The organism is Xanthomonas sp. AC360 (assembly GCF_979258225.1).
In genome coordinates this window covers 3,306,807-3,327,918 of record NZ_OZ409846.1, presented here as the reverse complement: position 1 = coordinate 3,327,918, position 21,112 = coordinate 3,306,807, and the positions used below count along the sequence as shown (strand labels likewise).

At 65.4% G+C, this 21,112-nt stretch carries 21 protein-coding genes and 2 other RNA genes; 6 read left to right on the top strand and 17 right to left on the bottom strand.

What is annotated here, in order from left to right:
• Positions 1-101: 101 nt before the first annotated feature.
• A non-coding RNA gene (locus ACZZ0O_RS14440) (sX9 sRNA) lies at positions 102-181 on the top strand.
• Between the two features lie 31 nt (positions 182-212).
• On the opposite strand, the gene ACZZ0O_RS14435 is transcribed toward ACZZ0O_RS14440, so the two are convergent.
• The 10 genes from ACZZ0O_RS14435 to ACZZ0O_RS14390 form a co-directional block, all read right to left on the bottom strand.
• Positions 213-956, bottom strand: coding sequence for a spermine/spermidine synthase domain-containing protein (locus ACZZ0O_RS14435; RefSeq protein ID WP_115561780.1), 744 nt, complete (start codon positions 954-956; stop codon positions 213-215).
• Complete coding sequence (locus tag ACZZ0O_RS14430; RefSeq protein ID WP_115512039.1) at positions 953-1,918, bottom strand: 5'-nucleotidase; 966 nt, start codon at positions 1,916-1,918, stop codon at positions 953-955. Before ACZZ0O_RS14430 ends, ACZZ0O_RS14435 begins: the two co-directional genes overlap by 4 nt.
• Positions 1,919-2,074: 156 nt before the next feature.
• Positions 2,075-2,851 carry an NAD kinase gene (locus ACZZ0O_RS14425; RefSeq protein WP_115527524.1) on the bottom strand — a complete coding sequence of 259 codons (777 nt, stop codon included), beginning with the start codon at positions 2,849-2,851 and terminating at the stop codon, positions 2,075-2,077.
• A gap of 159 nt (positions 2,852-3,010) precedes the next feature.
• A complete protein-coding gene (rlmKL, locus tag ACZZ0O_RS14420; protein ID WP_115559455.1) occupies positions 3,011-5,146 on the bottom strand; it encodes a bifunctional 23S rRNA (guanine(2069)-N(7))-methyltransferase RlmK/23S rRNA (guanine(2445)-N(2))-methyltransferase RlmL in 2,136 nt (711 codons plus the stop codon).
• A 165-nt stretch (positions 5,147-5,311) separates the two neighbouring features.
• Positions 5,312-6,925 (bottom strand): ABC-F family ATP-binding cassette domain-containing protein, encoded by a 1,614-nt coding sequence (locus ACZZ0O_RS14415; protein ID WP_463591090.1) that lies wholly within the window; start codon positions 6,923-6,925, stop codon positions 5,312-5,314.
• A 256-nt stretch (positions 6,926-7,181) separates the two neighbouring features.
• Positions 7,182-7,258: non-coding RNA, sX9 sRNA (locus tag ACZZ0O_RS14410), on the bottom strand.
• Between the two features lie 159 nt (positions 7,259-7,417).
• On the bottom strand, positions 7,418-8,377 hold the full coding sequence (locus ACZZ0O_RS14405; RefSeq protein ID WP_463591089.1) for an SAM-dependent methyltransferase: 960 nt from the start codon (positions 8,375-8,377) through the stop codon (positions 7,418-7,420).
• 167 nt (positions 8,378-8,544) lie between these two features.
• The gene (locus ACZZ0O_RS14400; protein WP_463591088.1) at positions 8,545-9,096 is read right to left on the bottom strand and encodes a GNAT family N-acetyltransferase; all 552 of its coding nucleotides are present in this window, start codon (positions 9,094-9,096) and stop codon (positions 8,545-8,547) included.
• Positions 9,096-9,623 carry an alpha/beta fold hydrolase gene (locus ACZZ0O_RS14395; protein ID WP_463591087.1) on the bottom strand — a complete coding sequence of 176 codons (528 nt, stop codon included), beginning with the start codon at positions 9,621-9,623 and terminating at the stop codon, positions 9,096-9,098. The genes ACZZ0O_RS14400 and ACZZ0O_RS14395 overlap by 1 nt, the downstream gene beginning before the upstream one ends.
• On the bottom strand, positions 9,620-10,111 hold the full coding sequence (locus tag ACZZ0O_RS14390; RefSeq protein ID WP_055844720.1) for an MOSC domain-containing protein: 492 nt from the start codon (positions 10,109-10,111) through the stop codon (positions 9,620-9,622). Before ACZZ0O_RS14390 ends, ACZZ0O_RS14395 begins: the two co-directional genes overlap by 4 nt.
• A gap of 23 nt (positions 10,112-10,134) precedes the next feature.
• On the opposite strand from ACZZ0O_RS14390, the gene ACZZ0O_RS14385 reads away from it, so the two are divergent.
• Complete coding sequence (locus ACZZ0O_RS14385; protein WP_055844723.1) at positions 10,135-10,710, top strand: N-acetylmuramoyl-L-alanine amidase; 576 nt, start codon at positions 10,135-10,137, stop codon at positions 10,708-10,710.
• A 43-nt stretch (positions 10,711-10,753) separates the two neighbouring features.
• Here the strand turns inward: ACZZ0O_RS14385 and ACZZ0O_RS14380 are convergent, their stop codons facing one another.
• The 4 genes from ACZZ0O_RS14380 to ACZZ0O_RS14365 all read right to left on the bottom strand — a co-directional run bounded on the left by ACZZ0O_RS14380 (position 10,754) and on the right by ACZZ0O_RS14365 (position 14,274).
• Complete coding sequence (locus tag ACZZ0O_RS14380; protein WP_463591086.1) at positions 10,754-11,704, bottom strand: DUF1684 domain-containing protein; 951 nt, start codon at positions 11,702-11,704, stop codon at positions 10,754-10,756.
• Between the two features lie 88 nt (positions 11,705-11,792).
• A complete protein-coding gene (locus tag ACZZ0O_RS14375; RefSeq protein ID WP_463591085.1) occupies positions 11,793-12,665 on the bottom strand; it encodes a sulfurtransferase in 873 nt (290 codons plus the stop codon).
• The gene (locus tag ACZZ0O_RS14370; protein ID WP_463591084.1) at positions 12,662-13,459 is read right to left on the bottom strand and encodes a CoA pyrophosphatase; all 798 of its coding nucleotides are present in this window, start codon (positions 13,457-13,459) and stop codon (positions 12,662-12,664) included. Before ACZZ0O_RS14370 ends, ACZZ0O_RS14375 begins: the two co-directional genes overlap by 4 nt.
• A gap of 116 nt (positions 13,460-13,575) precedes the next feature.
• Positions 13,576-14,274: an FKBP-type peptidyl-prolyl cis-trans isomerase N-terminal domain-containing protein gene (locus ACZZ0O_RS14365; RefSeq protein WP_104613852.1), complete on the bottom strand. Its 699-nt coding sequence runs from the start codon at positions 14,272-14,274 to the stop codon at positions 13,576-13,578.
• A 164-nt stretch (positions 14,275-14,438) separates the two neighbouring features.
• Between ACZZ0O_RS14365 and ACZZ0O_RS14360 the strand changes: the two genes are divergently transcribed.
• Genes ACZZ0O_RS14360 through nth form a run of 3 tightly spaced genes read left to right on the top strand, consistent with a single transcriptional unit; the run spans position 14,439 to position 16,308 of the window.
• Complete coding sequence (locus tag ACZZ0O_RS14360) at positions 14,439-15,221, top strand: enoyl-CoA hydratase/isomerase family protein (protein ID WP_463591083.1); 783 nt, start codon at positions 14,439-14,441, stop codon at positions 15,219-15,221.
• Positions 15,222-15,229: 8 nt separating this feature from the next.
• A complete protein-coding gene (locus tag ACZZ0O_RS14355; RefSeq protein WP_463591082.1) occupies positions 15,230-15,601 on the top strand; it encodes a hypothetical protein in 372 nt (123 codons plus the stop codon).
• A gap of 41 nt (positions 15,602-15,642) precedes the next feature.
• Entirely contained in the window at positions 15,643-16,308 is a 666-nt protein-coding gene (nth, locus tag ACZZ0O_RS14350) for an endonuclease III (protein ID WP_463592456.1), read from the top strand.
• 397 nt (positions 16,309-16,705) lie between these two features.
• Here nth and ACZZ0O_RS14345 read toward each other — a convergent pair whose 3' ends face one another.
• The 3 genes from ACZZ0O_RS14345 to ACZZ0O_RS14335 form a co-directional block, all read right to left on the bottom strand.
• Positions 16,706-18,265 carry a SulP family inorganic anion transporter gene (locus ACZZ0O_RS14345; protein ID WP_055844740.1) on the bottom strand — a complete coding sequence of 520 codons (1,560 nt, stop codon included), beginning with the start codon at positions 18,263-18,265 and terminating at the stop codon, positions 16,706-16,708.
• An 11-nt stretch (positions 18,266-18,276) separates the two neighbouring features.
• A complete protein-coding gene (locus ACZZ0O_RS14340) occupies positions 18,277-18,957 on the bottom strand; it encodes a carbonic anhydrase (RefSeq protein WP_055844743.1) in 681 nt (226 codons plus the stop codon).
• Between the two features lie 115 nt (positions 18,958-19,072).
• The gene (locus ACZZ0O_RS14335; RefSeq protein WP_193552544.1) at positions 19,073-19,393 is read right to left on the bottom strand and encodes a hypothetical protein; all 321 of its coding nucleotides are present in this window, start codon (positions 19,391-19,393) and stop codon (positions 19,073-19,075) included.
• A 337-nt stretch (positions 19,394-19,730) separates the two neighbouring features.
• On the opposite strand from ACZZ0O_RS14335, the gene ACZZ0O_RS14330 reads away from it, so the two are divergent.
• The gene (locus ACZZ0O_RS14330; protein ID WP_115527518.1) at positions 19,731-20,981 is read left to right on the top strand and encodes an OprO/OprP family phosphate-selective porin; all 1,251 of its coding nucleotides are present in this window, start codon (positions 19,731-19,733) and stop codon (positions 20,979-20,981) included.
• Positions 20,982-21,112: the final 131 nt, after the last annotated feature.

Here is a 21,112-nt window from a genome sequence, read left to right as displayed (position 1 = left end):
GTGAAGGCCCAGATGCGGCGATGCGCACGTGCGCATCCCTGACGCGGCCAATCAAACGCCTGCGCCGCCGCAGGCCGACGCGGCCGATGCGCGACATCGGCATGTCCCCTTGGTGCTGCACTCCGGTTCTGAGCGCGCCGTCCACATCCAGCTGACGGCTGCTCGCGACGTTGCGCTAGCCGCTGTTGGCCGGACCTGCAGGACGCAATACCTCATGAAAACCGCCAGGCCCGTTCCTGCCACGCCGCCTGCAAGCGCAGCATCGACGGCCGCAATTGCCGGCGTGCCGACCATGCCAACCCGGCCAGCGCGGCGTCCGGCGTCCCCGGTGTGCGTCGGTTGTTCCAGGCGAACACCACCTGGTTGCGCAGATCCGGTTCGGGCAGCAGCAGCACCAACCCATCGAACAGCTCTCGCAGCTGCGCCAGATGCTCGGCCATCGGCACCTGAAACAGATTCAGCGCCAACACCCCGCCCTCGCGCAAGGCCGCGCGACAATCGGCGTAGAACTGAGGCGTGCACAAGGCCGGCGGAATGCCATCGGCGTCGTAGGCATCCAGCAACAACAGGTCGTAGCGTCCGGCGCGGTTGCCGATCCAGTCGGCGCCATCCCCCAGCGTGATCTCCAGCCGCGCGTCGTCGCGCGGAATGGCGAATGCATCGCGCAACGCCAGCACCTGCGGGTCGGCTTCCACCGCTTCCAGACGCGTGTTGCGCAGGTAGCGATGGCAGAACTTCACCTGCGCACCGCCACCCACGCCGATCAGCCCAATGCACTCCGGGCGCGGTTGCAGCCACAGCGCAGCCAGCATGCTGCGCGTATACGGCAGCATCAGCCGATGCGGCGCCCAGCGCGACATGCGGGTCTGCACCGTGTCGTCGGTGAAGGTCAGTTCCAGCGTGCGCCAGGTCCGCAGTAGCCCAGCACGCGCTGGCGACTGCGGCGACTCGCTCATCGGCTCGGCGGATCGTTGGCCACGCCGTGCGGCACGTGGCCGGCCGCCACATGCTGATGCTGGCGTGCGCTGTCGATGTTGTGCTGCGAGTCGTCGAAGAAGATATCTGCGCCAAACGCTTCCAGAAACGGCCCCTTGTGCCGGCCGCCGAGAAACAGCGCTTCGTCCAGGCGCACGCCCCACTCGCGCAAGGTCCGGATTACCCGCTCATGCGCAGGCGCCGAACGCGCGGTGACCAGCGCCGTGCGGATCGGCGACGCTTCGCCAGGCGGAAACGCCGCCTGCAGCGCATGCAACGCCGACAGGAAATTGCGGAACGGCCCAACCGACAGCGGTTCGCGTGCGCGCTCGCGCTCGTGCCGCCCGAACGCTTCCACACCCTGCTCGCGCGAGATGCGTTCGCTCTCGTCGCCGAAGATCACCGCGTCCCCGTCGAAGGCGATGCGCAGCTGCGTGGGCAGGCGGCTCTCGTCGTTGTCCACGATCGCTGCGGCCGCTTCGGCACGCTCGCCCGGCGCGCGCGGCATGATGGTGGCCGCGGCAATGCCGTGAGTGAGCGCACGCCGTACCGACTCCGGATTGGCCGACAGAAACAGATCGGTACCAAACGGTTTTACGTACGGCCAGGTCGGCTGACCAGACGTGAAAGTCGCGCGCACGATGCCCAGGTTGTAGTGCTGGATCGAATTGAAGATGCGCAACCCGGTATCGGCAGAATTGCGCGACAGCAGAATCACCTCCACGCGCGGGGTTTCTTCGGGCACATCGTGGTTGAGCGCCAACAGCTTGCGCACCACCGGAAACGCGACGCCCGGCTGCAGGATGTCGTCTTCGTGCTCACGCTGAAACGCCGAATACGCCTCCACCCCGTTCGCCTCGAACAGCGCATGGCCTTCTTCAAGATCGAACAGCGCGCGCGAGGTCACCGCGATGGTCAATAACCTGGGGGAGTTGTCAGCCATTTGGGTGCCGGGAATGGGGAGTGGGGAATGGGGAATCGGTAGAAGCAGGAACGGGAGAGCGGAATTGCATCGGGCATCCGTGCAGCATCGTAGCGTGTGCGGACACGTTTAAAGCGCACATGCGGCGCCCTTGCCGTTGCCAATCCCGAATGCCCCTCACACCGCAAACTGTTCGCTGAAGATGCGTTCTTCCAGATTGTGTTCCGGATCGAACAGCAACGTGACGCGGCGCTCGGTGGATTCGCGGATGGTGACTTCCACCACGTCGCGAATCTCGTGCGAGTCGGCGGTGACGCTGACCGGGCGCTTGTACGGGTCGAGCACGCGAAAGCGCACTTCGGTATCGGCCTTGAGGATGGCGCCACGCCAACGACGCGGGCGGTACGGCGCAATCGGCGTCAGTGCCAGCGTATGCGAGCCCAGCGGCAGAATCGGCCCGTGCGCGGAATAGTTGTACGCGGTGCTGCCGGCCGGCGTTGCGACCATCACACCGTCGCCGATCAGTTCGGCGATGCGGGTCTGGCCATTGAGATCCACGCTCAGATGCGCGGCCTGGCGGGTCTGCCGCAACAGCGAGACTTCGTTGTATGCCAACGATCCGGCACTGGTGCCGGATTCGGTCTGCACCAGCATTTCCAGCGGCCGCAGATGCGCAGGTTCGGCACGTTGCAGGCGCACCAGCAGGTCGTCTTCGTCGTCGCGGTACTGGTTCATCAAAAACCCGACCGAGCCCAGCTTCATGCCGAACACCGGCTTGTCGGCGGCACCGTGGCGATGCAGGGTCTGCAGCATGAAGCCATCCCCACCCAGGGCGCAGACGATCTCGGCGGTCTCCAGCGGATGATCGCCGTAACGCTGCACCAGACGCGCCCGCGCGTTCACGGCGGGCTCGGTGTGACTGGCCACAAAGGCAATGCGGGGTGATGCGGTCATCGTTGACTCCAAAGCATGCGAATCAGCATACCGCAGCGCTGTGGTGGGCTTGTTGGCGGCGCGCCCGGCCCTCGCACGCGCGGCCGCCGCTGCGCAATGGCCGCCGAGACGTGCGCAGCGGGCGCCACGCGGCACACCGCCACATCGGCCTGCCTCGGCTCAGGCCGTCAACCGCCAGGCGCGATGGATGCGCGCATGGCGTTCGAAATCCGGGTCGATGGTGCGCGGGCTGATTTCCTCGCATTGCGCGAACTCGGCCACCGCTTCTTCATCCAGCTTGAAACGGCGGAAGTTGTTGGAGAAATACAGCACGCCACCCGGCGCCAGGCGCGCCACCGCCGCGCGCAGCAAGCGCACATGCTCGCGCTGGATATCGAAATCCTCGGCGCGCGCGGAGTTGGAGAAGGTCGGCGGGTCGCAGAAGATCACGTCGAAGTGCGCGCGCTCGGCTTCCAGCCAGGCCAGCGCATCGGCCTGCACCAGCTTGTGCTTGCTGCCGGCCTGGCCGTTCAAGGCCAGGTTGTCGGCGCACCACTGCAGATAGGTGCCGGACAGATCCACGCTGGTCGTGGCGCTGGCGCCGGCCACCGCCGCCTGCACACTGGCCACGCCGGTGTAGCAGAACAGGTTGAGGAAGCGCCGCCCCTTGGACTGCTGCGCCATGGTGCCGCGCAACGGGCGGTGATCCAGGAACAGGCCGGTATCGAGGTAATCGAACAGGTTCACCCGCAGCAGCGCGCCGTGCTCGCGCACGTTGACGATTTCGTTGCGCTGCTCGAAGCGGCCGTACTTGCTGCCACCCTTGCCACGTTCGCGCGACTTCAGTGCAACGCGCTCGGCCGGCACCTCGAACACCTCGCGCGCAGCCGCTAACAACTCGCCCAGACGCCGGCGCACATCCGCCTCGGGAATGGTCGCCGGCGCGGCATATTCCTGCACATGCAGGAAGCTGCGTCGGTCGCCATCGGCTTGCTGATACACGTCGATGGCAGCGGAATATTCCGGCAGGTCGGCATCGTAGACGCGGAAGCACTCGATGCCTTCGCGGGCGCGCCACTTCTTGAACTTCTGCAGGTTCTTGCGCAGGCGGTTGGCCACCATCTGCGCGCCTTCGCTGAGCGCGGTGGGCGCTGCCAACGGGGTGCGCCGCGGCACTGCAATCGGGTCGCAGACGATCAACGCGCACTCGATCGCGCCATTGAACAACTGGTATTTCTTGCCCGCGCGCAAGCCGGTGGCGTAGGCCAGCTCGGCACTGCCGCACAGCAGGCTCGCGCGCCACTGCGGCACCACGCGCTGCAAGGTATCGCCAAGCTTGCGATACAAGGCCGCATCGGCAGCCAGGCGCTCGTCGTACGGCGGATTGCACACCACCACGCCGGTGGCCTGCGGCGGGGTCTGCAGGTCGCCGACCTCGCGCACGCCGAACCAGATCGCCTCGGCCACACCGGCCACCTGCGCGTTCTCCTTGGCGGCGCGGATCGCATGCGGATCCATGTCGCTGCCGTGGATCACCTGCTTCAGCGCGGCACGGCCTGCGCTGTCGCGTTCGCGTGCTTCGTCGACCAGCTGCTGCCAGACCGCACGGTCGAACCCGCGCCAACGGCTGGGCACATCGCTGCCGTAGCGCTGCAGGCCGGGCGCGACGTCGGCGGCCATCAAGGCGCCTTCGATCAACAGCGTGCCGCTGCCGCACATCGGGTCCAGCAAGCCGCCGCCATCGGCATATGCGCGCGGCCAACCGGCGCGCAGCAGGACGGCGGCAGCCAGGTTTTCCTTCAGCGGCGCTTCGTTCTGCGCCATGCGCCAACCGCGCCGGTGCAACGGGCCGCCGCCCAGGTCGATCGAGATGGTGGCGCGGCCCTTGCGCAGCGACAGGTTCAACCGCAGGTCGGGGCTTTCCACATCCACCGACGGGCGTTCCAGCCCCTGCCGGCGCATGGTGTCGACCACCGCATCCTTGATGCGCTGTGCGGCATAGCGCGCGTGCGTGATCGCGGTGCCGGAGACGTGCGCATCCACCGACAAGGTGTGGCCCACCGACAGGTGCTCGTCCCACGGCAACTCGGACACACCGGCATACAGCGCGTCCTCGTCCGGGCAGTCGAACTCGGTGAGCGGCCACAGCACCCGGCTGGCCAGGCGCGACCACATGACGGCGCGCAGCGCGTCGCGCGGTTCACCCTCGACATTGACGCCGGAGATGGTGGCGGTGGCCTTGCTGGCACCGAGCGCAAGCAGCTCGTCGGCAAGCAGGTATTCCAGGCCTTTGGCACAGGATGCGAAGAATTTCACGTAGGCAGGTATCGATAGGACGCTGGCGCGGCGGCGAGCGTGGGAGCAGGACAGCGGGCCGGCGCCCGGGTGGGCAGTGCCGTGGACGCCGTGGATGGGCCGCAAATGGTCGGCCATCGCGGCCGGCATTACCACCCCCGCCGGCTGCACCGCCCGCCGCACGGTTCACCAGGGCGCCAGCCGCCACTGCGCCTGCCCGGTATCCAGCCGCTGCTGCAGGCCCAAGCGGTCCAGGAAGGCGGCATCGTGCGAGGCCACCAGCAGCGCGCCGGTGTAGCTGCGCAGCAGCGTCTCGATCGCCTCGACGGAGGCCAGATCCAGATGATTGGTGGGTTCGTCCAGCAACAGCAGCTGCGCCGGCTGGGCCCGATACAGCGCGCAGGCCAGCGCTGCCTTGAGCCGCTGGCCGCCGCTGAGCTGGCCGGTGGGCAGGTCGGCACGCTGCCGGTCCAGCCCCAGCAACGCCAGGCGCAGCCGCTGGGCGTGCTCGGCTGCTGCGGGGTCGGCATCGCACAGTTGCGCAGCGGCCGAGCGTGCCGGGTCGAGCATGCCCAGATCCTGATCCAGATAGGCCACCGGCACATGCACCTCGCACTTGCCCGCCTGTGCCGCCAGGCGCCCGCCCAACAGCTGCAGCAGCGAGGATTTACCGCTGCCGTTCGGGCCGACCAGCCCGATGCGGGGCTGGCCGTGCAGCAGCAGATCTACGCGTCGCCCACCCAGCCGCCCATCCGCCAGCTGCACCTGCTGCAGGGTCGCCAGGCGTTGCGACGCGCCTGCCGCCGTCGCTGGTGCCAGCAACGTAATGGCCGGTGGGGCCTCCACCTGGGCTGCGGCCTGCGTCACCGCCTCCGACAAGCGCGTTTGTTCGGCATGACGGTGCTGCTGCAGCCGGCCGGCACTGACCTCGCTGCGCTGCCGCTGCCCGCCGAGCAGGATCGGCGCCTGATTGGCCTGTGCTGCCGCGCGCGCGCCACGCGCCTGGCGTTGCTGCTGGCGCATGTGCTGCTCGCGCAATGCCTGTTCGCCGTGCGCACGTGCCTGTTTGCGCTGCGCAAGCAGCTCGCCGGCCGCCTGCTGCTCGCGTGCGTGTTGCTGCGCGTAGTGGGTGTAGTTGCCGCCATAACTGCGCACTCCGTGCGCAGACAACGCCAGGATGCGTTGCATGCCATCCAGCAGCAGCCGGTCATGGCTGATGATCAGCAATCCACCCTTCCAAGCCTGCAACTGCGCCAGCAGCCGCTGTCGCTGCGCGCCGTCCAGATGGTTGCTGGGCTCATCCAGGATCAGCAGGTCCGGTTGCGTCAGCCAGGCGCCGGCAAGCGCCACCCGCATGGCTTCGCCGCCACTCAGATGCGCGGCAGGAGCAGACGGATCGCGGCCCCCCAGCCCTTGCTGTTCGAGCGCTGCAGCGAACTCGGCGCGGGCATTCCAGCGCTCGCCCACCCGCTCGAAATCGGCGGGCGCCACGCTCCCGGCGGCAATCCGGTCCAGCGCGTCCAGCAACGGCGCCACACCTGCCAGATCGGCGATGCGCTGCCCCGCCATCGCGCTCACGCGCTGCGGCAGGTAATGCACGCTGCCACGGCGTACGCAGCGGCCGCTGCTGGGGGCCAGCTGCCCGGCCAGCAGACGGCCGAGCACACTCTTGCCCACCCCATTACGACCGACCAGGCCGGTGCGGCGCTGATCGATGTGCAGGGTGAGATCGGAAAACAGCGTGCTGCCATCGGGCAGCACGAACGCGACGCTTTCCAGCGTCAACGACGGACAGGTCATCAGTGCCTCCATTGCATGCCAGGACACGCCGCGTTCCAAACGGAACGGCAACGGGTATGGCCGTCATCACGACGGCGGCATCAATGGCGCATTGGACCAATCCTCGAACAGTGGGTGCAGCACAAGTGTAGGCCGGTGTGCGGCTGCACCGAAACCCCTGGACATCACTGCACCGAACAAATCCGCTCAACTACAACGAGATATCCGCAGGAAAACGCACGCCTGCACGCTTGTAGCGCGCCCTACCGCTTGGAGCGGCTAACAAGACATAGCGTGCAGTCGTCAGGTGGGTACGGACGGCGCGCTCAGAACCACAGTGCACGCATGGCACATGCCGCACCGAGCACCGGCCGTGTCCGCCTGGCGGTGAGTGCAGTCGTTTTGTTAGCTGCTCTTCGCCGACGCGCGCGCCTGGCGTTATCGGTATACGCAATCGCCCGGCAACGCACCAACACTCCATGCCGCGAGAGAGTCGCTGCGTCGTCGTTACCCTCAGACATGCATCGGCTTTTGCGCGATCACAGTGGGAAAAATGCTGGCACGATCGTCGATGAAACGCACGCTTGCAAAGCCGGCACTCTCCAGCTGTGCGCGCGTTTGCGCATGGGTACGAAACGATGCCCAGCGCGCCTGGACGATATCGATGAAGACCTGGCTCTGCAGCACCAGCGATGCTTGGTCGATCAGCGCCAGTTTCCACGTGGATTCCGCGCACAGGCTGGGCGGTGGCGTCAGGAAACTCGCCACCAGCGTGCCGCCCGGCCGCAGTCTGTTGAAGAACGCGCGATAGAGCGCGACCACCCGCGCATCGTCCGGCTCGTAGAGATTGAGGCCATTGCTGGTCACCACGTCCGCACTGTCTGCATCGCCCTGCGCCCAGGCATCTTCCAGCCGCAGCGACAGCTGCTGCTCCAGCCCGTAGCGACGTGCCAGCTGCAGCGCACCGTCCAGCGCTTGCGGGTCCAGATCGATCCCGATCAAGCGCACATCCGGGCACTGCCGGTAATCCAGGCTCAACACATCGCCCATCCATCCGCACGGCACCGACGCGATCGTCATGCCGGGCCGCAACAAGGCCTGCAATTGCGCACGGAAGATGCCGAACCGCTCGCGGGTTGCGAGCACGGCCGGCGTCTTCTCGAAAATTTCGTACTCCAGTGCCGGCGTGGTGTCCTGCGGCAGGGTCCCCGCCTCATAGCTCACCAGCCGATGCGTCCACTCCGCATTGAGCCCGCGATTGCGCAGCAGGAACCGCCCCAGCTCCATCGCCCACAGCGCATCGACCAGTTGCAGCAAACGCTCCACTTCGGCAGCAGAACGGCTGGCGTCCTGCCGCAGTCGCGACCGGATCGATGCAAGCAAGGTCGCATCATCCTGCAAGGTATCGCCCGCATGCGAAATCAGGCCGGCACGCGGTTCACTGGGCGGCATCGGTCGCACGTCACGTTGCATCTTTTTTCACCTTGGCAAGCGTCAATCGCTGTTGCCAACCATGGTGACGAACGCGGCAATGCGCTGCGGCCGAAAGCGCGATGCAGGGTGCCGGTGAGCGAACGGGCGCCACCTGTGCGCAGGATCACGACTGCATCCGTTCACGCGTGTGCAGCGCTGCGCGCGATTCAGCCCAGACCGAATGCCGGGTGATAGGCCACATCGGCCAGTGGCAACAGCCGGTCGCCGAACGCCAGCGCCTGCAATTCCGATACGGGTGCATCGGGCACGCTCAGCCCCGGCTCGACGGCGAACCCAAACCGCCGGAAAAAACCGGGTTCGCCAAAGGCAACGCATCCCGCCGCGCCGCGCTCGCGCAAGGTGGCCAGGGCTGAGTGCACCAGACGGCTGCCCAGGCCCTGGCGTTGGTGGCCCGGGCCCACCGCCAACGGTCCCAGCGCAAACCAGCCGGACGACCCGTCGGACAAGCTCACCGGCGACACTGCCAGATGGCCGACCACGTAGCCGTCGTGGTCGGCGACCAATGACAGTGCCAGCGCATCGTCATGACGCAGCGCGGCGATCACATGCTGTTCGTCATGACGGCTGTGCTCGGCGCGCATGAACGCTACCATGGTCAATATCTCGATGGCGGCGGCGTCGCCATCGCTGGCCTCGCGAATCAGCACCGCCGTCGCCGGCTCGGCCGGTGTGGGCAACATGTCATCAGCCTCGTGCATCACAGACGCTGCAACAGTTCGGCGAACGCGTTCGCTGCCGTGTCCACATGCGCGGCAAGATCGTGCTCATCGTCGACCAGCAACAGCCGCGCCCGACGTGCCTGCGCCCAGGCGATCACATCGGCGGCAGGGATCAGCGCATCGCGCCAGGCATGCACCACCGAGATCGGCACCGGCGCAGCATCCAGCGCCGGCAGCGGGCCCATCGTGGTTGGCGGCACCATCAAAAACAGCCCGCGCGTCGGCACCTGCAGCGACACTTGCGCCGCGATATAGGCGCCCAGACTGGAACCCACCAGCACTATCGGCCCCTTGCCTGCAGCGTCGCGTGCGATCTGCAGCAATCGCTGCAGGCGTCCGCGCACGTCACCGAGCGGGCTGACATCGCGCTGCGCATCAAGATCGGTGAAATCCGGGCGTTCATGGGTCCACCCCAGGCGGTCGGCAACCTCGGCCAAGGCGCTGACCTTGCGCGCCGCAGGGCCACTTTCGAACCCATGCGCCAGAATGCAATGGCCGCGGCTCATAGCGCCTGCACCGTATCGCCAATACGCAGCACGCCGCCGCGCAGGACACGCGCGCACAGCCCACCGTGTCCACGCATCGCGTTATAGCCGCCCGCGCCCAGCGCGTCTTCCATGCGCGAGCATGGGTCGCACGGGTCGGTGCCTTCCAGCTCGACATCGCCAATGCGGAAGCGTCGCCCTTTCAACGCGATCAGCGGAATGCCGGCGATCACCAAATTGCGGCGCAGCGTGGCCGGCGCGATCGTCGCATGCCCTGCCAGCGCCGCGATCACCGGCAGATGCTCGGCCTGGATCAAGGTGATCCCACGCTTGCCGCTGCCACCCTTGTAGCGATCGCCCACCAGCCCGATGCCGGTGGTGGCCTGCGCGGCGTCCACCTCCAGCATCTCCACATCACGCGCCGGACGCACGCCGATCCAGGTCACCTGACCGGTCTGCGGCAGCGTCGCCATCAATTTGCCCAAAGGGCTGTCGGGATTCAAAGCCATCGGGCAATGCTAGCATTCGCTTCATGTCCGATGCCGTCCTGCCGTCGCCACCGATCACCTACGCGCCGTTGTCTTACGAATCGCGACTGGCACGCCGCCGGCTCGAGCACATCGACATGGTGGTCATCCACTGCACCGAATTGCCCGACATGGCCATGGCGCGCGACTACGGCGAGCGCGTGCTCTACGACAGCGGCACCGGCAACAGCGGGCATTACTACATCGATCGCAACGGCAGCATCCAGCAGTACGTAGCGCTGGACCGCGTCGCGCATCACGTGCGCGGCCACAATCCGCATACCTTGGGCATCGAGCTGGTCAACAGCGGCCGCTATCCGCACTGGCTCGACTCGCGCCATCAAGCGATGCGCGAAGCGTATCCGGACGTGCAGATCGCCACGCTAATCACCTTGCTGCAATGGCTGCAGCAGCAGCTGCCATCGGTGCGCCGCATCGCCGGTCATCAGGAACTAGACACCACCCAGGAAGCGGCCAGCGACGATCCGGCACGCAAGATCCAGCGCAAACTCGATCCCGGCCCGTTGTTTCCATGGCCCCGTATCGAAGCGGCGGTCGGCTGGGCCCACGCATTGCGTTGAGCGCACCGGGCACGCGTCGTCAGCGACCGCAAAACCCGCGCAATCAGGGGTCCACGGCGCGATAGGTTTTTTCGCCCGCATTCACCGCCACCGCCAGCCGGTTTTCCGGCGGCGCGATCGGGCAGACCACATGCGGGGTGAACGCGCAGGGCGGATTTTCGGCGAGATTGAAATCGAGCAGCACACGGCCATCGCGCGGCATCGCGGTGAATAGATAGCGCGCGCCGCCATAACTTTCCTTGCCACTGGTGCGATCGGTGAACAGAAAAAACAGACCGCTGCCATCGTCCTGTGCGAGCGGCTGCAGATGGTATTCATGCCCGCCGCGCGTAAACACCGCCTCGCCCGGAACCTCCGCCGTCAATGGCGTGCCGATCGAGGTCAGCAAGGTCACCGACCGTGGCGTGGCATACGGCTGCCAGCGCGCATCGACCCGCCACTGCGGGTCGATCGGAAAATACTCAAAGCCCTGAAATGCGGTCAACGCCGGCGCTGCCGGGTCGCGAAAACGCCAGCCAAACAATGTGCCGGTCTGCACCAGATAGAACTGCCGGTTGTCCACGTCCAGCCGGTCGCCACGCCGCTCAGCCCGCTCCGGCTCCAGGCTGACGTCATCGACAGCCTGTCCGTTCAACCTCACCACCGCACCGGCAGCCGCCTTGAAGCGCACGTGGCCCTCGGCATCCAGGCTGAGCTGGCCCAGCTGTGCAGGGCCGGCAGGCAACACGACATCGCTGTGCGGATCGCTGCCGACCTGATACCGACCTGCACGCACGCGACCGGAGGCGGTATAGCTCAGCCAGCCATCGGGCGCACGCACCTGTGCCAGCCGTTGCGCGCGAACACGTTCCAGCGCGACCTGATACACCTGCTGCTCATCGGCATTCGAACGATTGGCGGCGCGCACAGCGCCGGCACCGCCAGACTCAGCCGAACACGCAACCATCGCCATCACCGCGACGCACAAGGCGCCCACCTGCAACTGCAACCGCATGCATCCACCCACCACTGCAAGAAACTGCGCTCCGCGCAGTGAGCCTGCGTCCCCACAGACCACCCTTCCTGCGGCTATTGTGCATGCATCAGGCAGCAGTCGCGACCGGACGCGACGGATCCTGCAACCAGCCGCTCCAGGAACCGGCATAGACGCGCGCGCCGGACAGTCCGGCCACTTCCAACGCCAACAGCAGATGGCAGGCCGTCACGCCCGATCCGCACATCACCACGGCCTGCTCGGGCTGGTACGCGCCCAGCAATGCAGACAGCTCGGCACGCAATTCATCGGCCGGCTTGAAGCGGCCATCGCGGAGGCTCAGACCCAGCGGACGACTCACCGCACCCGGCACATGCCCGGCGATTGGATCGATCGGCTCCACTTCACCGCGAAACCGCTCGCCTGCGCGCGCATCCAGCAGCCAGCCCGGGGCCTGCTCCAGCCGCGCCAGGATCTGTTCGGCGTCCACCACGGCATTGGCGTCGAAACTGCCGGGATACGCGGCGCCATCGTGCGCTGCCGGCAGCTCGGTGGTCTCGGCCAAGCCGGCGGCGCGCCACGCGGCCAGCCCGCCATCCAGCACCGCCACGCGGCGATGCCCCATCAACCGCAGCATCCACCACGCGCGTGCGGCGGCCATGCTGCCATCGCCCGCGTCGTAGACCACCACCTGGGTCTGCGGATCGATGCCCCACGCGCCCAGGCGCCTGGCAAAGTCGGCGCTCTGCGGCAACGGATGCCGCCCTTGATCGGCACGCGACAGGTCGGCCAGGTCATGATCAAGATCGACGTAATGCGCGCCGGGCAGATGTCCCTGCGCGTATGCCTTGCGTGCCGCCTGCGGATCAGCTGCGGTTGGTGGTGCGGCGCGCGCATCCAGCAGCCGCAGCAGTGGGTGCGGCAATGCCGCCGCCAGGGTGGCGCTATCGACCAGCGTGGTCCAGTTCGGATCGGCACTCATGCAACCTGCTCCAGGCGACGACGAAGATTGAGGAGAATGGCCGCAGTGGCGCCCCAGATGCGCTGCCCTGGCCAATCGTATTCGAGCACGCGCCGCTGGCGGCCGCGAAATTCCAGCTCCACGCTGCGCAAATTGTCCGGGTCCATCAGATAGGCCAGCGGCACTTCGAAGACCTCGGCCACCTCTTCCGGCTGCGGCACCGCCACGAACGCGGGGTCGATCACCGCCACCACCGGCGTGACCCGAAACCCGCTCACGGTCAAAAACGGATCCAGATATCCCAACGCGTGCACTTGCCGCGCACCCAGCGCGATCTCCTCGCAGCTCTCGCGCAAGGCCGCCGCTGCCGCATCGGCATCGGCAGGCTCCATCCGCCCGCCCGGGAAGCTGACCTGCCCGGCATGGTGGCGCAGGCTGTCGGTGCGCCGGGTCAGCAGCACCATGGTGCCCTGCTCGCGCGGCACCAGGCCGCATAGCACCGCCGCTTCGGCAGACGCACCGCCCTCGCTCAGATCGATCAGTTCGGCATGGTTCCAGCCCGGCCCGTCGGGTGCGGTGTCCAGCGAATACAGCGCCCGGCGCAACTGCGCGTATTCGGGCAGCGCCGCCATAAGCCCACGTGCAGGCAACACGGTATGCAACAACTCCTGGCGTTCGGCGTCACTCATGCTCATCCAGCGTGCAATTTCATCCAGGCTGCGCAGGCAGCCGACACAGTGCGACTGCGCGTCCAACGAACATACACCGATACACGGGCTGGGCAGATCCCCGCAATTGGAATCGGTGTCGCTCATCGCGCGTTTCCGCAGCCGCGGCGTGGGTGTTTCATCGGTCTCTTCAGCAAGGTTGGGACGCCAAAACGACAACGCCGGCCTGGTGGCCGGCGTTGTCAGTGCAACAGCAAACGCAATTACTTGACGCTGACCAGCTTGATCTCGAACTGCACGGCCACGTTCGGCGGGAACGGCGTACGCGGGTCGGCGCCATAGGCCTGATCCGACGGCAACGTCACTTCCCACTTGGAGCCGGCCGGCATCTGCAGCAGGGTCTCGCGCATGGCCTTCATTTCGACTTCGCTGACCTTGATGGCCGGGATCTGCTGCGCCGGACGCGCCTTCTCACGGTCGCCGAAGGGGAACGGACCGGCCACTTCCAGCTGCACGGTGCTGGCCTGGGTCGGCTTCGCGCCCTTGCCCGCTTCGATCACGCGGTACTGCACGCCGCTTGGCAGCGTCTGCACGCCAGCGGTGCCCTTGTTCTTGGCCAGGAACGCTTCGCTTTTGGTCTTGTTGGCAGCAGCGGCCTTGTCGTACTCGGCCTTGGCCTGCTGGGCACGGCCCTGCTCACGCTTCTGGAACGCTTCGACCGCCGGCTTCAGCTGGTCGGCGGTGATCGCCGGCTGCTTCTTGGCATAGGCGTCCTGCAGACCCTTTACCACCGCATTGATGTCGAGCTGCTCGCCACGACCGGTGAGCTCGGCAAGGTTGTTGCCGTAGTCGTAACCGAAGTAATAGCTCAACTTGCCCTTTTCGGACGTTGTGTCCTGGGCCAGTGCATTGCCCGTCAGGGCCAGGGCCGCCACAGCGACCGCGATAGAACGCAACTTCATCAAACAATTCTCCAGGGTGGTGGCACAGGACGGGTCTGCCGCCTGAGATGACGCGCTAGGATAGCGGCCGCGATACCGAACCGCTACTTATCACGAAAGCTATGACCAGCAAGGCTTTCGGAAGTTCCGTATTTACTATTTTTTTACGTTCGCAAGGGTTTGCCATGTCCAATGACGTCATTCTGATCGCCGATCACGCCAGTGTCCGGACCATTACGGTCAATCGGCCGGACAAACTGAACGCATTGAACCGCGACACCATGCTGGCGCTGGACCAGGCGTTCGTGGACGCGGCAAGCGCCGACGACGTGCGCGTGGTGGTCCTCACCGGCGCCGGGCCCAGATCCTTCGTGGCCGGCGCGGACATCGCCGAAATGAGCGCGTTGTCGGCGATGGACGGCCGGGAATTTTCGCTGGTCGGGCAGCGCTTGATGCGCCGGATCGAACGCATGCCCAAACCGGTGATCGGCATGATCAACGGATTTGCGCTCGGCGGCGGACTGGAGCTGGCAATGGCCTGCCATCTGCGCATCGCCGCATCCACCGCACGGCTGGGGCAGCCGGAAATCAATCTCGGCCTGATTCCCGGCTTCGGTGGCACCCAGCGCCTGTTGCGCCTGACCGGCCGTGCCGCAGCACTGGAACTGTGCCTGCTCGGCATGCCGATCGATGCAGCGCGCGCACTGCAACTGGGCTTGGTCAATCGCGTGGTCGAGCCCGACGCCTTGCAGGAAGAAACCCAGACCCTGGCCCAACGCCTGGCGAGCGCCGCGCCGCTGGCATTGCGCGGCATTCTGGATGCGGTCGTGTTCGGCGGCGAATGCGGCATCGAAGAAGGCCTGCAGCTGGAAACCGCACAATTTGCGCTGCTGTTCGCCAGCGAGGACATGCGCGAAGGCACCCGCGCTTTCCTCGACAAGCGCCCCGCACAGTTCCACAACCGCTGAGCACCGTGATGCCGCACGCCACCCTACCGGCACCGCGCGCACTGGCCATGCGCTTGTTCGACTGCGTGCAAGCGGACGATCTCGATCGTGCACTGCAACTTGGCCTGATGGACTACCGGCCGGCCCCGCACCTCGATGCAGCGAATGCACCGGTCGTGGCGGCACTGCTCGCCGCACAACAGCGCCTGCGCGCTGCCTGGGCCGCGCGCGAACGCTATCGCGCACGTGCCGCTAGGCTGCAACGCCGCGCCGCCGAACGCGACGCGCGGCGCACGCCCGCACCAGCACCCAGCCAGCCGGCAGCGGCCGCGTTGCCGCCGTTGGCCGCGGCGATCCTGGCGCGTGCCAAAGCCAAGGCAGCGGGAGGAACGCCGTCTTGAACGCTGCACGCCCTGCACCGCCAGCGCGCCGCAGCAGCGGCATGCGCAAGCCTGAAATACAGGAAATGTTCGAGCGTCTGCGCGAACTCAATCCACACCCGACCACCGAGCTGGAATACACCACGCCATTCGAGCTGTTGATCGCAGTGTTGCTGTCCGCGCAGGCCACCGATGTCGGCGTCAACAAGGCCACCCGCAAGTTGTATCCGGTCGCCAATACCCCGCGCGACATTCTCGATCTTGGCGAAGAAGGACTGAAGCGCTACATCGCCACCATCGGCCTGTTCAACGCCAAGGCCAAGAACGTCATCGCTACCTGCCGCATCCTGCTCGAGCAATACGGCGGCGAGGTGCCGCACGATCGTGCAGCACTGGAAGCCCTACCCGGCGTCGGCCGCAAGACCGCCAATGTGGTGCTCAACACCGCATTCGGCGAACCGACGATGGCCGTGGACACGCATATCTTTCGCGTCTCCAACCGCACCGGCCTTGCACCGGGCAAGGACGTGCGCGCGGTCGAAGACAAACTGGTCAAGGTCATCCCTGCAGAATTCCTTCACGACGCACACCACTGGCTGATCCTGCACGGACGCTACGTCTGCAAGGCGCGCAAACCCGATTGCCCGGGCTGCGTGATCCATGACCTGTGCCGCTACCGCGACAAGACCCCGGCGGCAGCCGAACGGCCGCCAGCTTCGACGCGCTGACCCGGTCCAAGCGCAGCTGAAGAACGACTGCGCTCACCACCAGCGGGCGCTGCCAGCGCTCGGTGCGGCTGCAGCTGTACGACTCATACATTCCGGTCCTGAGCGCGCCGCCCACATCCCCGAGACTCTCGCCACGTCTGGTGAGCCGCTTCAAGACACCATGGCTGACATGCTTTAGCACAGCCATCACATCCAAAACAGGGACACGCAGATCCGCGTTCGCCCCCTGGTGCCGTCAGCACGCAAGCCGTTGCGCTTGCCATTGCCAATTGCCAATTGCCGATTGCCGATTCACCGTCAAAAAAAATCGCGACCGGATGATGCGTCTTTCGGCGCCATGCATCATCCGGTCACGACAGATGTCACCCGGCGCGAACGCCGGGCGTTTGTCACTGACTTATGCCGCTTTGCGCGGTTCGCCCACCAACGTTCTTTCCACGGTCGGCTGACCTTCGACGCGGCGGTCCAGCTCCTTCCAATCCACTACCAGCTCGCATCCGCGCGAAGCCGCATTCCGGCTCCAATCACGCAGCAACTCGATGCAGGCATGGTCGACGTGATGCAGCTTGGCCACGTCCAGATGCAGCGCGGTGTTCGGCGGCACGCTTTCCAGCGTCCGCGCCATTGCCGGCACTTTCAGGAACGTTGCCGACCCCTGCAGGGTCAGATGCATTTCGTCCTTCTTGTCGGCGTGCTCGCGCACCTCGACCTTCAGACGCGACGAATGCAGGGCCAGACGGAACAGCGACAGGCCGAAGCCGATCAACACGCCGGTCAGCAGGTCGGTCGCCACGATCGCGAAGGTGGTCGCCAGGTAGATGGCCGCAGTTCCACGACCATAGGTCGCCAACTCCTTGACCTGCCCGATCTTGATCATCTTCACGCCCGTATAGACCAGGATGCCGGCCAGACATGCCACCGGCGTCATCCGCAACAACCACGGCAGCAGCATTGCGAAGACCAGCAACCAACCGCCATGCAGGATGGTCGAGGTCCGCGTGGCTGCACCTGCCTGGACATTGGCCGCACTACGCACGATCACGCCAGTCATCGGCAATGCGCCCAGGAAGCCGCACAGCATATTGCCAACGCCCTGCGCCGCCAGCTCACGGTCGTACTGCGTCCGTGCGCCTTGGTGCATGCGATCTACCGCCGCCGCCGACAGCAACGTTTCGGCGCTGGCGATAAAGGCAAAGGTCACCGCCGATACCAGCAAGGTGTGGTTGAACACCCCAAAGATGTCGGAGAAGCTGGGGATGGTGATCGCCGAGAACAGGTTGGTCGGAACGTCGACACGATTGACGTCCAGCCCCTGCAGCTGCGCCGTCGCGGTCACCGCCACCACCGCGATCAACGCACCCGGCAGGAAGCGCAGACGCGTCGGACGCAGCTTGTCCCAGGCCAGGATGATGCCGATCGTCGCCAGACCCACGAACAATGCGGTGCGGCCGGTGCCTGCACTGATCGCCTGCCACAACACGGCAGGCAATGCAGCGAAGTTTTCCAGACCACGCGCCTTGGGCGCGGCATCCATCAACACATGCGCCTGCGATGCCACGATCAAGATGCCGATGCCCGACAACATGCCGGCCACCACGGCCGGCGATGTCATGCGGAACCACACACCCGCGCGGCACAGACCGGCAACCAGCTGAATCGCACCGGCCACCAGGATCACCGGCCCAAGCGCGGCAACGCCGTGCTCACGCACCAGTTCGAACACCAACACAGCCAGGCCGGCGGCCGGACCGCTCACCTGCAAAGGAGAGCCTGCCAGAAAGCCAACGACCAGCCCGCCGATGATGCCGGTGATCAGACCTGTGGCCGGAGGCATTCCGGACGCGATCGCAATACCCATGCACAACGGCAGCGCAACAAGAAAGACCACGACAGACGACAACAAATCACGCCCGAACAGTCCCTGACGGAAATATCCGCCGATACCTGATGTGTTCATGATCGACTCCGTCAGACGAGTTCAGCGCGGACGACTTGCTGCAGTCGCGGACGCGGAGTGGCTTCTGGAGTGCTTTCGGCCAGCAACGGGCGGAAGCCGCCCTTCTCGGCATCGAAGGCGCGGATCTCCCCGTGGGCGATATCGTAGATCCAGCCATGGATCCGCAAGGTGCCTGCCGCCAGACGGGCTGCAACCACCGGCTGCGTGCGCAGGTGGTCGAGCTGCGAGACCACGTTTTCTTCGGTCATGCAGGTCAACGCGTCCTGGCTGTGCGGATCGTGGCCGTGATGCGCGGTGACGTGACGTGCCGCATCGGTGTGCTTGAGCCACGCCGCCACGGACGGAACATCTTCCAGCGATTCCGGCTTGAGCACTGCCTTCATCGCGCCGCAGTCGGTATGACCGCAGATCACGATGTGACGCACGCCCAGAACGGCGATGGCGTACTCGATCGCCGCAACCACGCCGCTGACGTGCTGGGAGTAAGGCGGCACCACGTTGCCGATATTGCGATAGACGAACAATTCACCGGGCTGCGCGGAGAAGATCAGCTCCGGCATAACGCGCGAGTCGGCGCAAGTGATGAACAGCGTATGCGGGCTTTGGCCGCCGGCCAGTTCCTGAAAGCGCGCACTCTGGCGCGGATACACTTCTTTACGGAAATGACGAAAACCTTCTAGCAAACTTTCCATGGGAGATTCCTCTAGGCAACGAATAGCCGTCCGCGGCGCAAACCGCGAATTGCAAAGACAAACAAATCAATAAGAAATCCGGCGCGCAGTGCACCGGGTACAGCGACAGCGGGGATCAGCCAAGCAGCGCGTTTGGAGGACGCAGTTGCGGGATCAGGTCGCGTTTTTGATTTGCCGGCGCATGATGCGCGTGCCAAGAAGGGGAATACCGCGCCAGCATCGGCCAAGCTTGGGAGAGCAAGGGGATATCGTCTGCAGGCTGTGTGTCGACTTGGCTTTGTGTATCGCCATCGTCCTGCGGATCTTCTGCTGCATCGCGTTCTTCGCCAGCTTCCACCATCACCGCAACGCCGTCGCCCACCAACGCATCGTAGATGCGCGTGTGTGCATTGGCTGCCGACCACGCGGTGAGCGCGAGCAGGCAGACCAACAGCAGTTGGAGGAATCGAGGAAACATGGCCTCGAAACTAACAATTTAGAACCTGCCTGCGCAAGTGGTGCGTTGCACAACCTGACATATATGTTCAGTTGGTAAGGGTTCCGGTTCAGGTCGCCTGATCAGGCAGCCTCTAGTGCTGCCGGCCCAGCGTGATGCAGTGCACTGTCACATGGCGAGCACGTTCAGATTTTTGACACACGATGACACAGTACAAACCATCGTAAATCCTTGTCTTTATTGGCAAAAATCATTTATTACGTTTCCGTGTTTTTGTCACATTAACGCAACTTTCACGCCATAGCCTGCGCCCACTTTCTCAGGTCGCAAGGCATCTATGAAACTCGCTCCCACCCTGCTTGGCGCAGCACTACTCCTGGCACTTGCCGCACCGGCCGCGCATGCCGAAATCGCCATCGATGTGATCGGCGGTTCCGAGGTCTCGCTGGAAGGCCTGGTCCAGGCCGACGGCAACTGGTTCCATAACGATGTGCAGGACCTCAACGGTCCGATCGGCGCCAATGGCGACAATTCCGAGTTCAGCATCCGTCGCGCTGAATTGGTGCTCAAAGGCAAAGGCCCGGGCAACATCGAATGGGTGGCCGGGTACGACCCGAGCGTGCTGAAGGAAGTGACCATCCGCGGTACCACCATCCGCAGCACCGGCCGTTTTCTGGACAACAACGTCAAGTACAAGTTTGGCGGCAACGCCAACAACTACCTGCAGATCGGTCAGTTCAAGCAGCCCAACAGCCTGGAAGAACTATCCAGCACCAAGAATAACGACTTCGTCTCCAAGGCGTCGGTGACCAATACCTACGGCATCTCGCGCCGGCTGGGCGTGGCGTACGGCATGGGTGACAACAACTGGAGCGTGACTGCCAGCGCATTCGGCCGCGAACTGACCCGCAACCAGGCCCATGGCAGCGGCTACGGCGCGCGCGGCACCTGGGCGCCGATCAACGAAAGCGGCAACGTGCTGCACTTCGGCCTGAGCTACCTGGGTTACGACACCGACGACGACACCCTGCGTCTGCGCGCACGTCCGGACGCCGACCTCACCACCATCCGTCTGATCGACAGCGGCGCCATCACCAATGTGGATCGCGTGGGCGTGGCTGGTGCCGAAGCGATGTGGGTCACCGGGCCGTTCAAGCTGCAGAGCGAATATTTCCAGGAGACCGCCAAGCGCATCGGCAACAACGCGCAGGATTACAAGAGCGACGGTTGGTACGTCAGCGGCGTGTGGAACATCACTGGCGAAACATGGGGCTACAAGGCCGGCGTGCCGACCACCCCGCTGCCGAACGAGCCGGCATCGGGCCTGTGGCAGCTGGCCGCGCGCTACGACACGCTGGACCTCAACGATGGCCACCTGATCGCCAACGGCAACACTCCGTTCGTGGACGGCGTGCTGGGCGGCAAAATGAACGTGTGGACGATCGGTGCCAACTGGTATTGGCGCTCCAACTTCAAGTTCGCACTCGACTACGCGAAGGTGGAAAGCACACGTTACAGCAGCGCCACGCGTGGTCTGGTCGACGACAACCCGTCGATCATCGAAGCACGCGCGCAGTTCTATTGGTAAGTGTCCGCACCGTTGGCCACCGTGCACGCGCTTGAGCGGATGCGGCGGCCAAGTGCACCTCAACGCGACCCGGCATTCCCCGGCGTGCGTTGGATAACGCCATCTTCTTCCTGTCATCTCTTCGACACCTC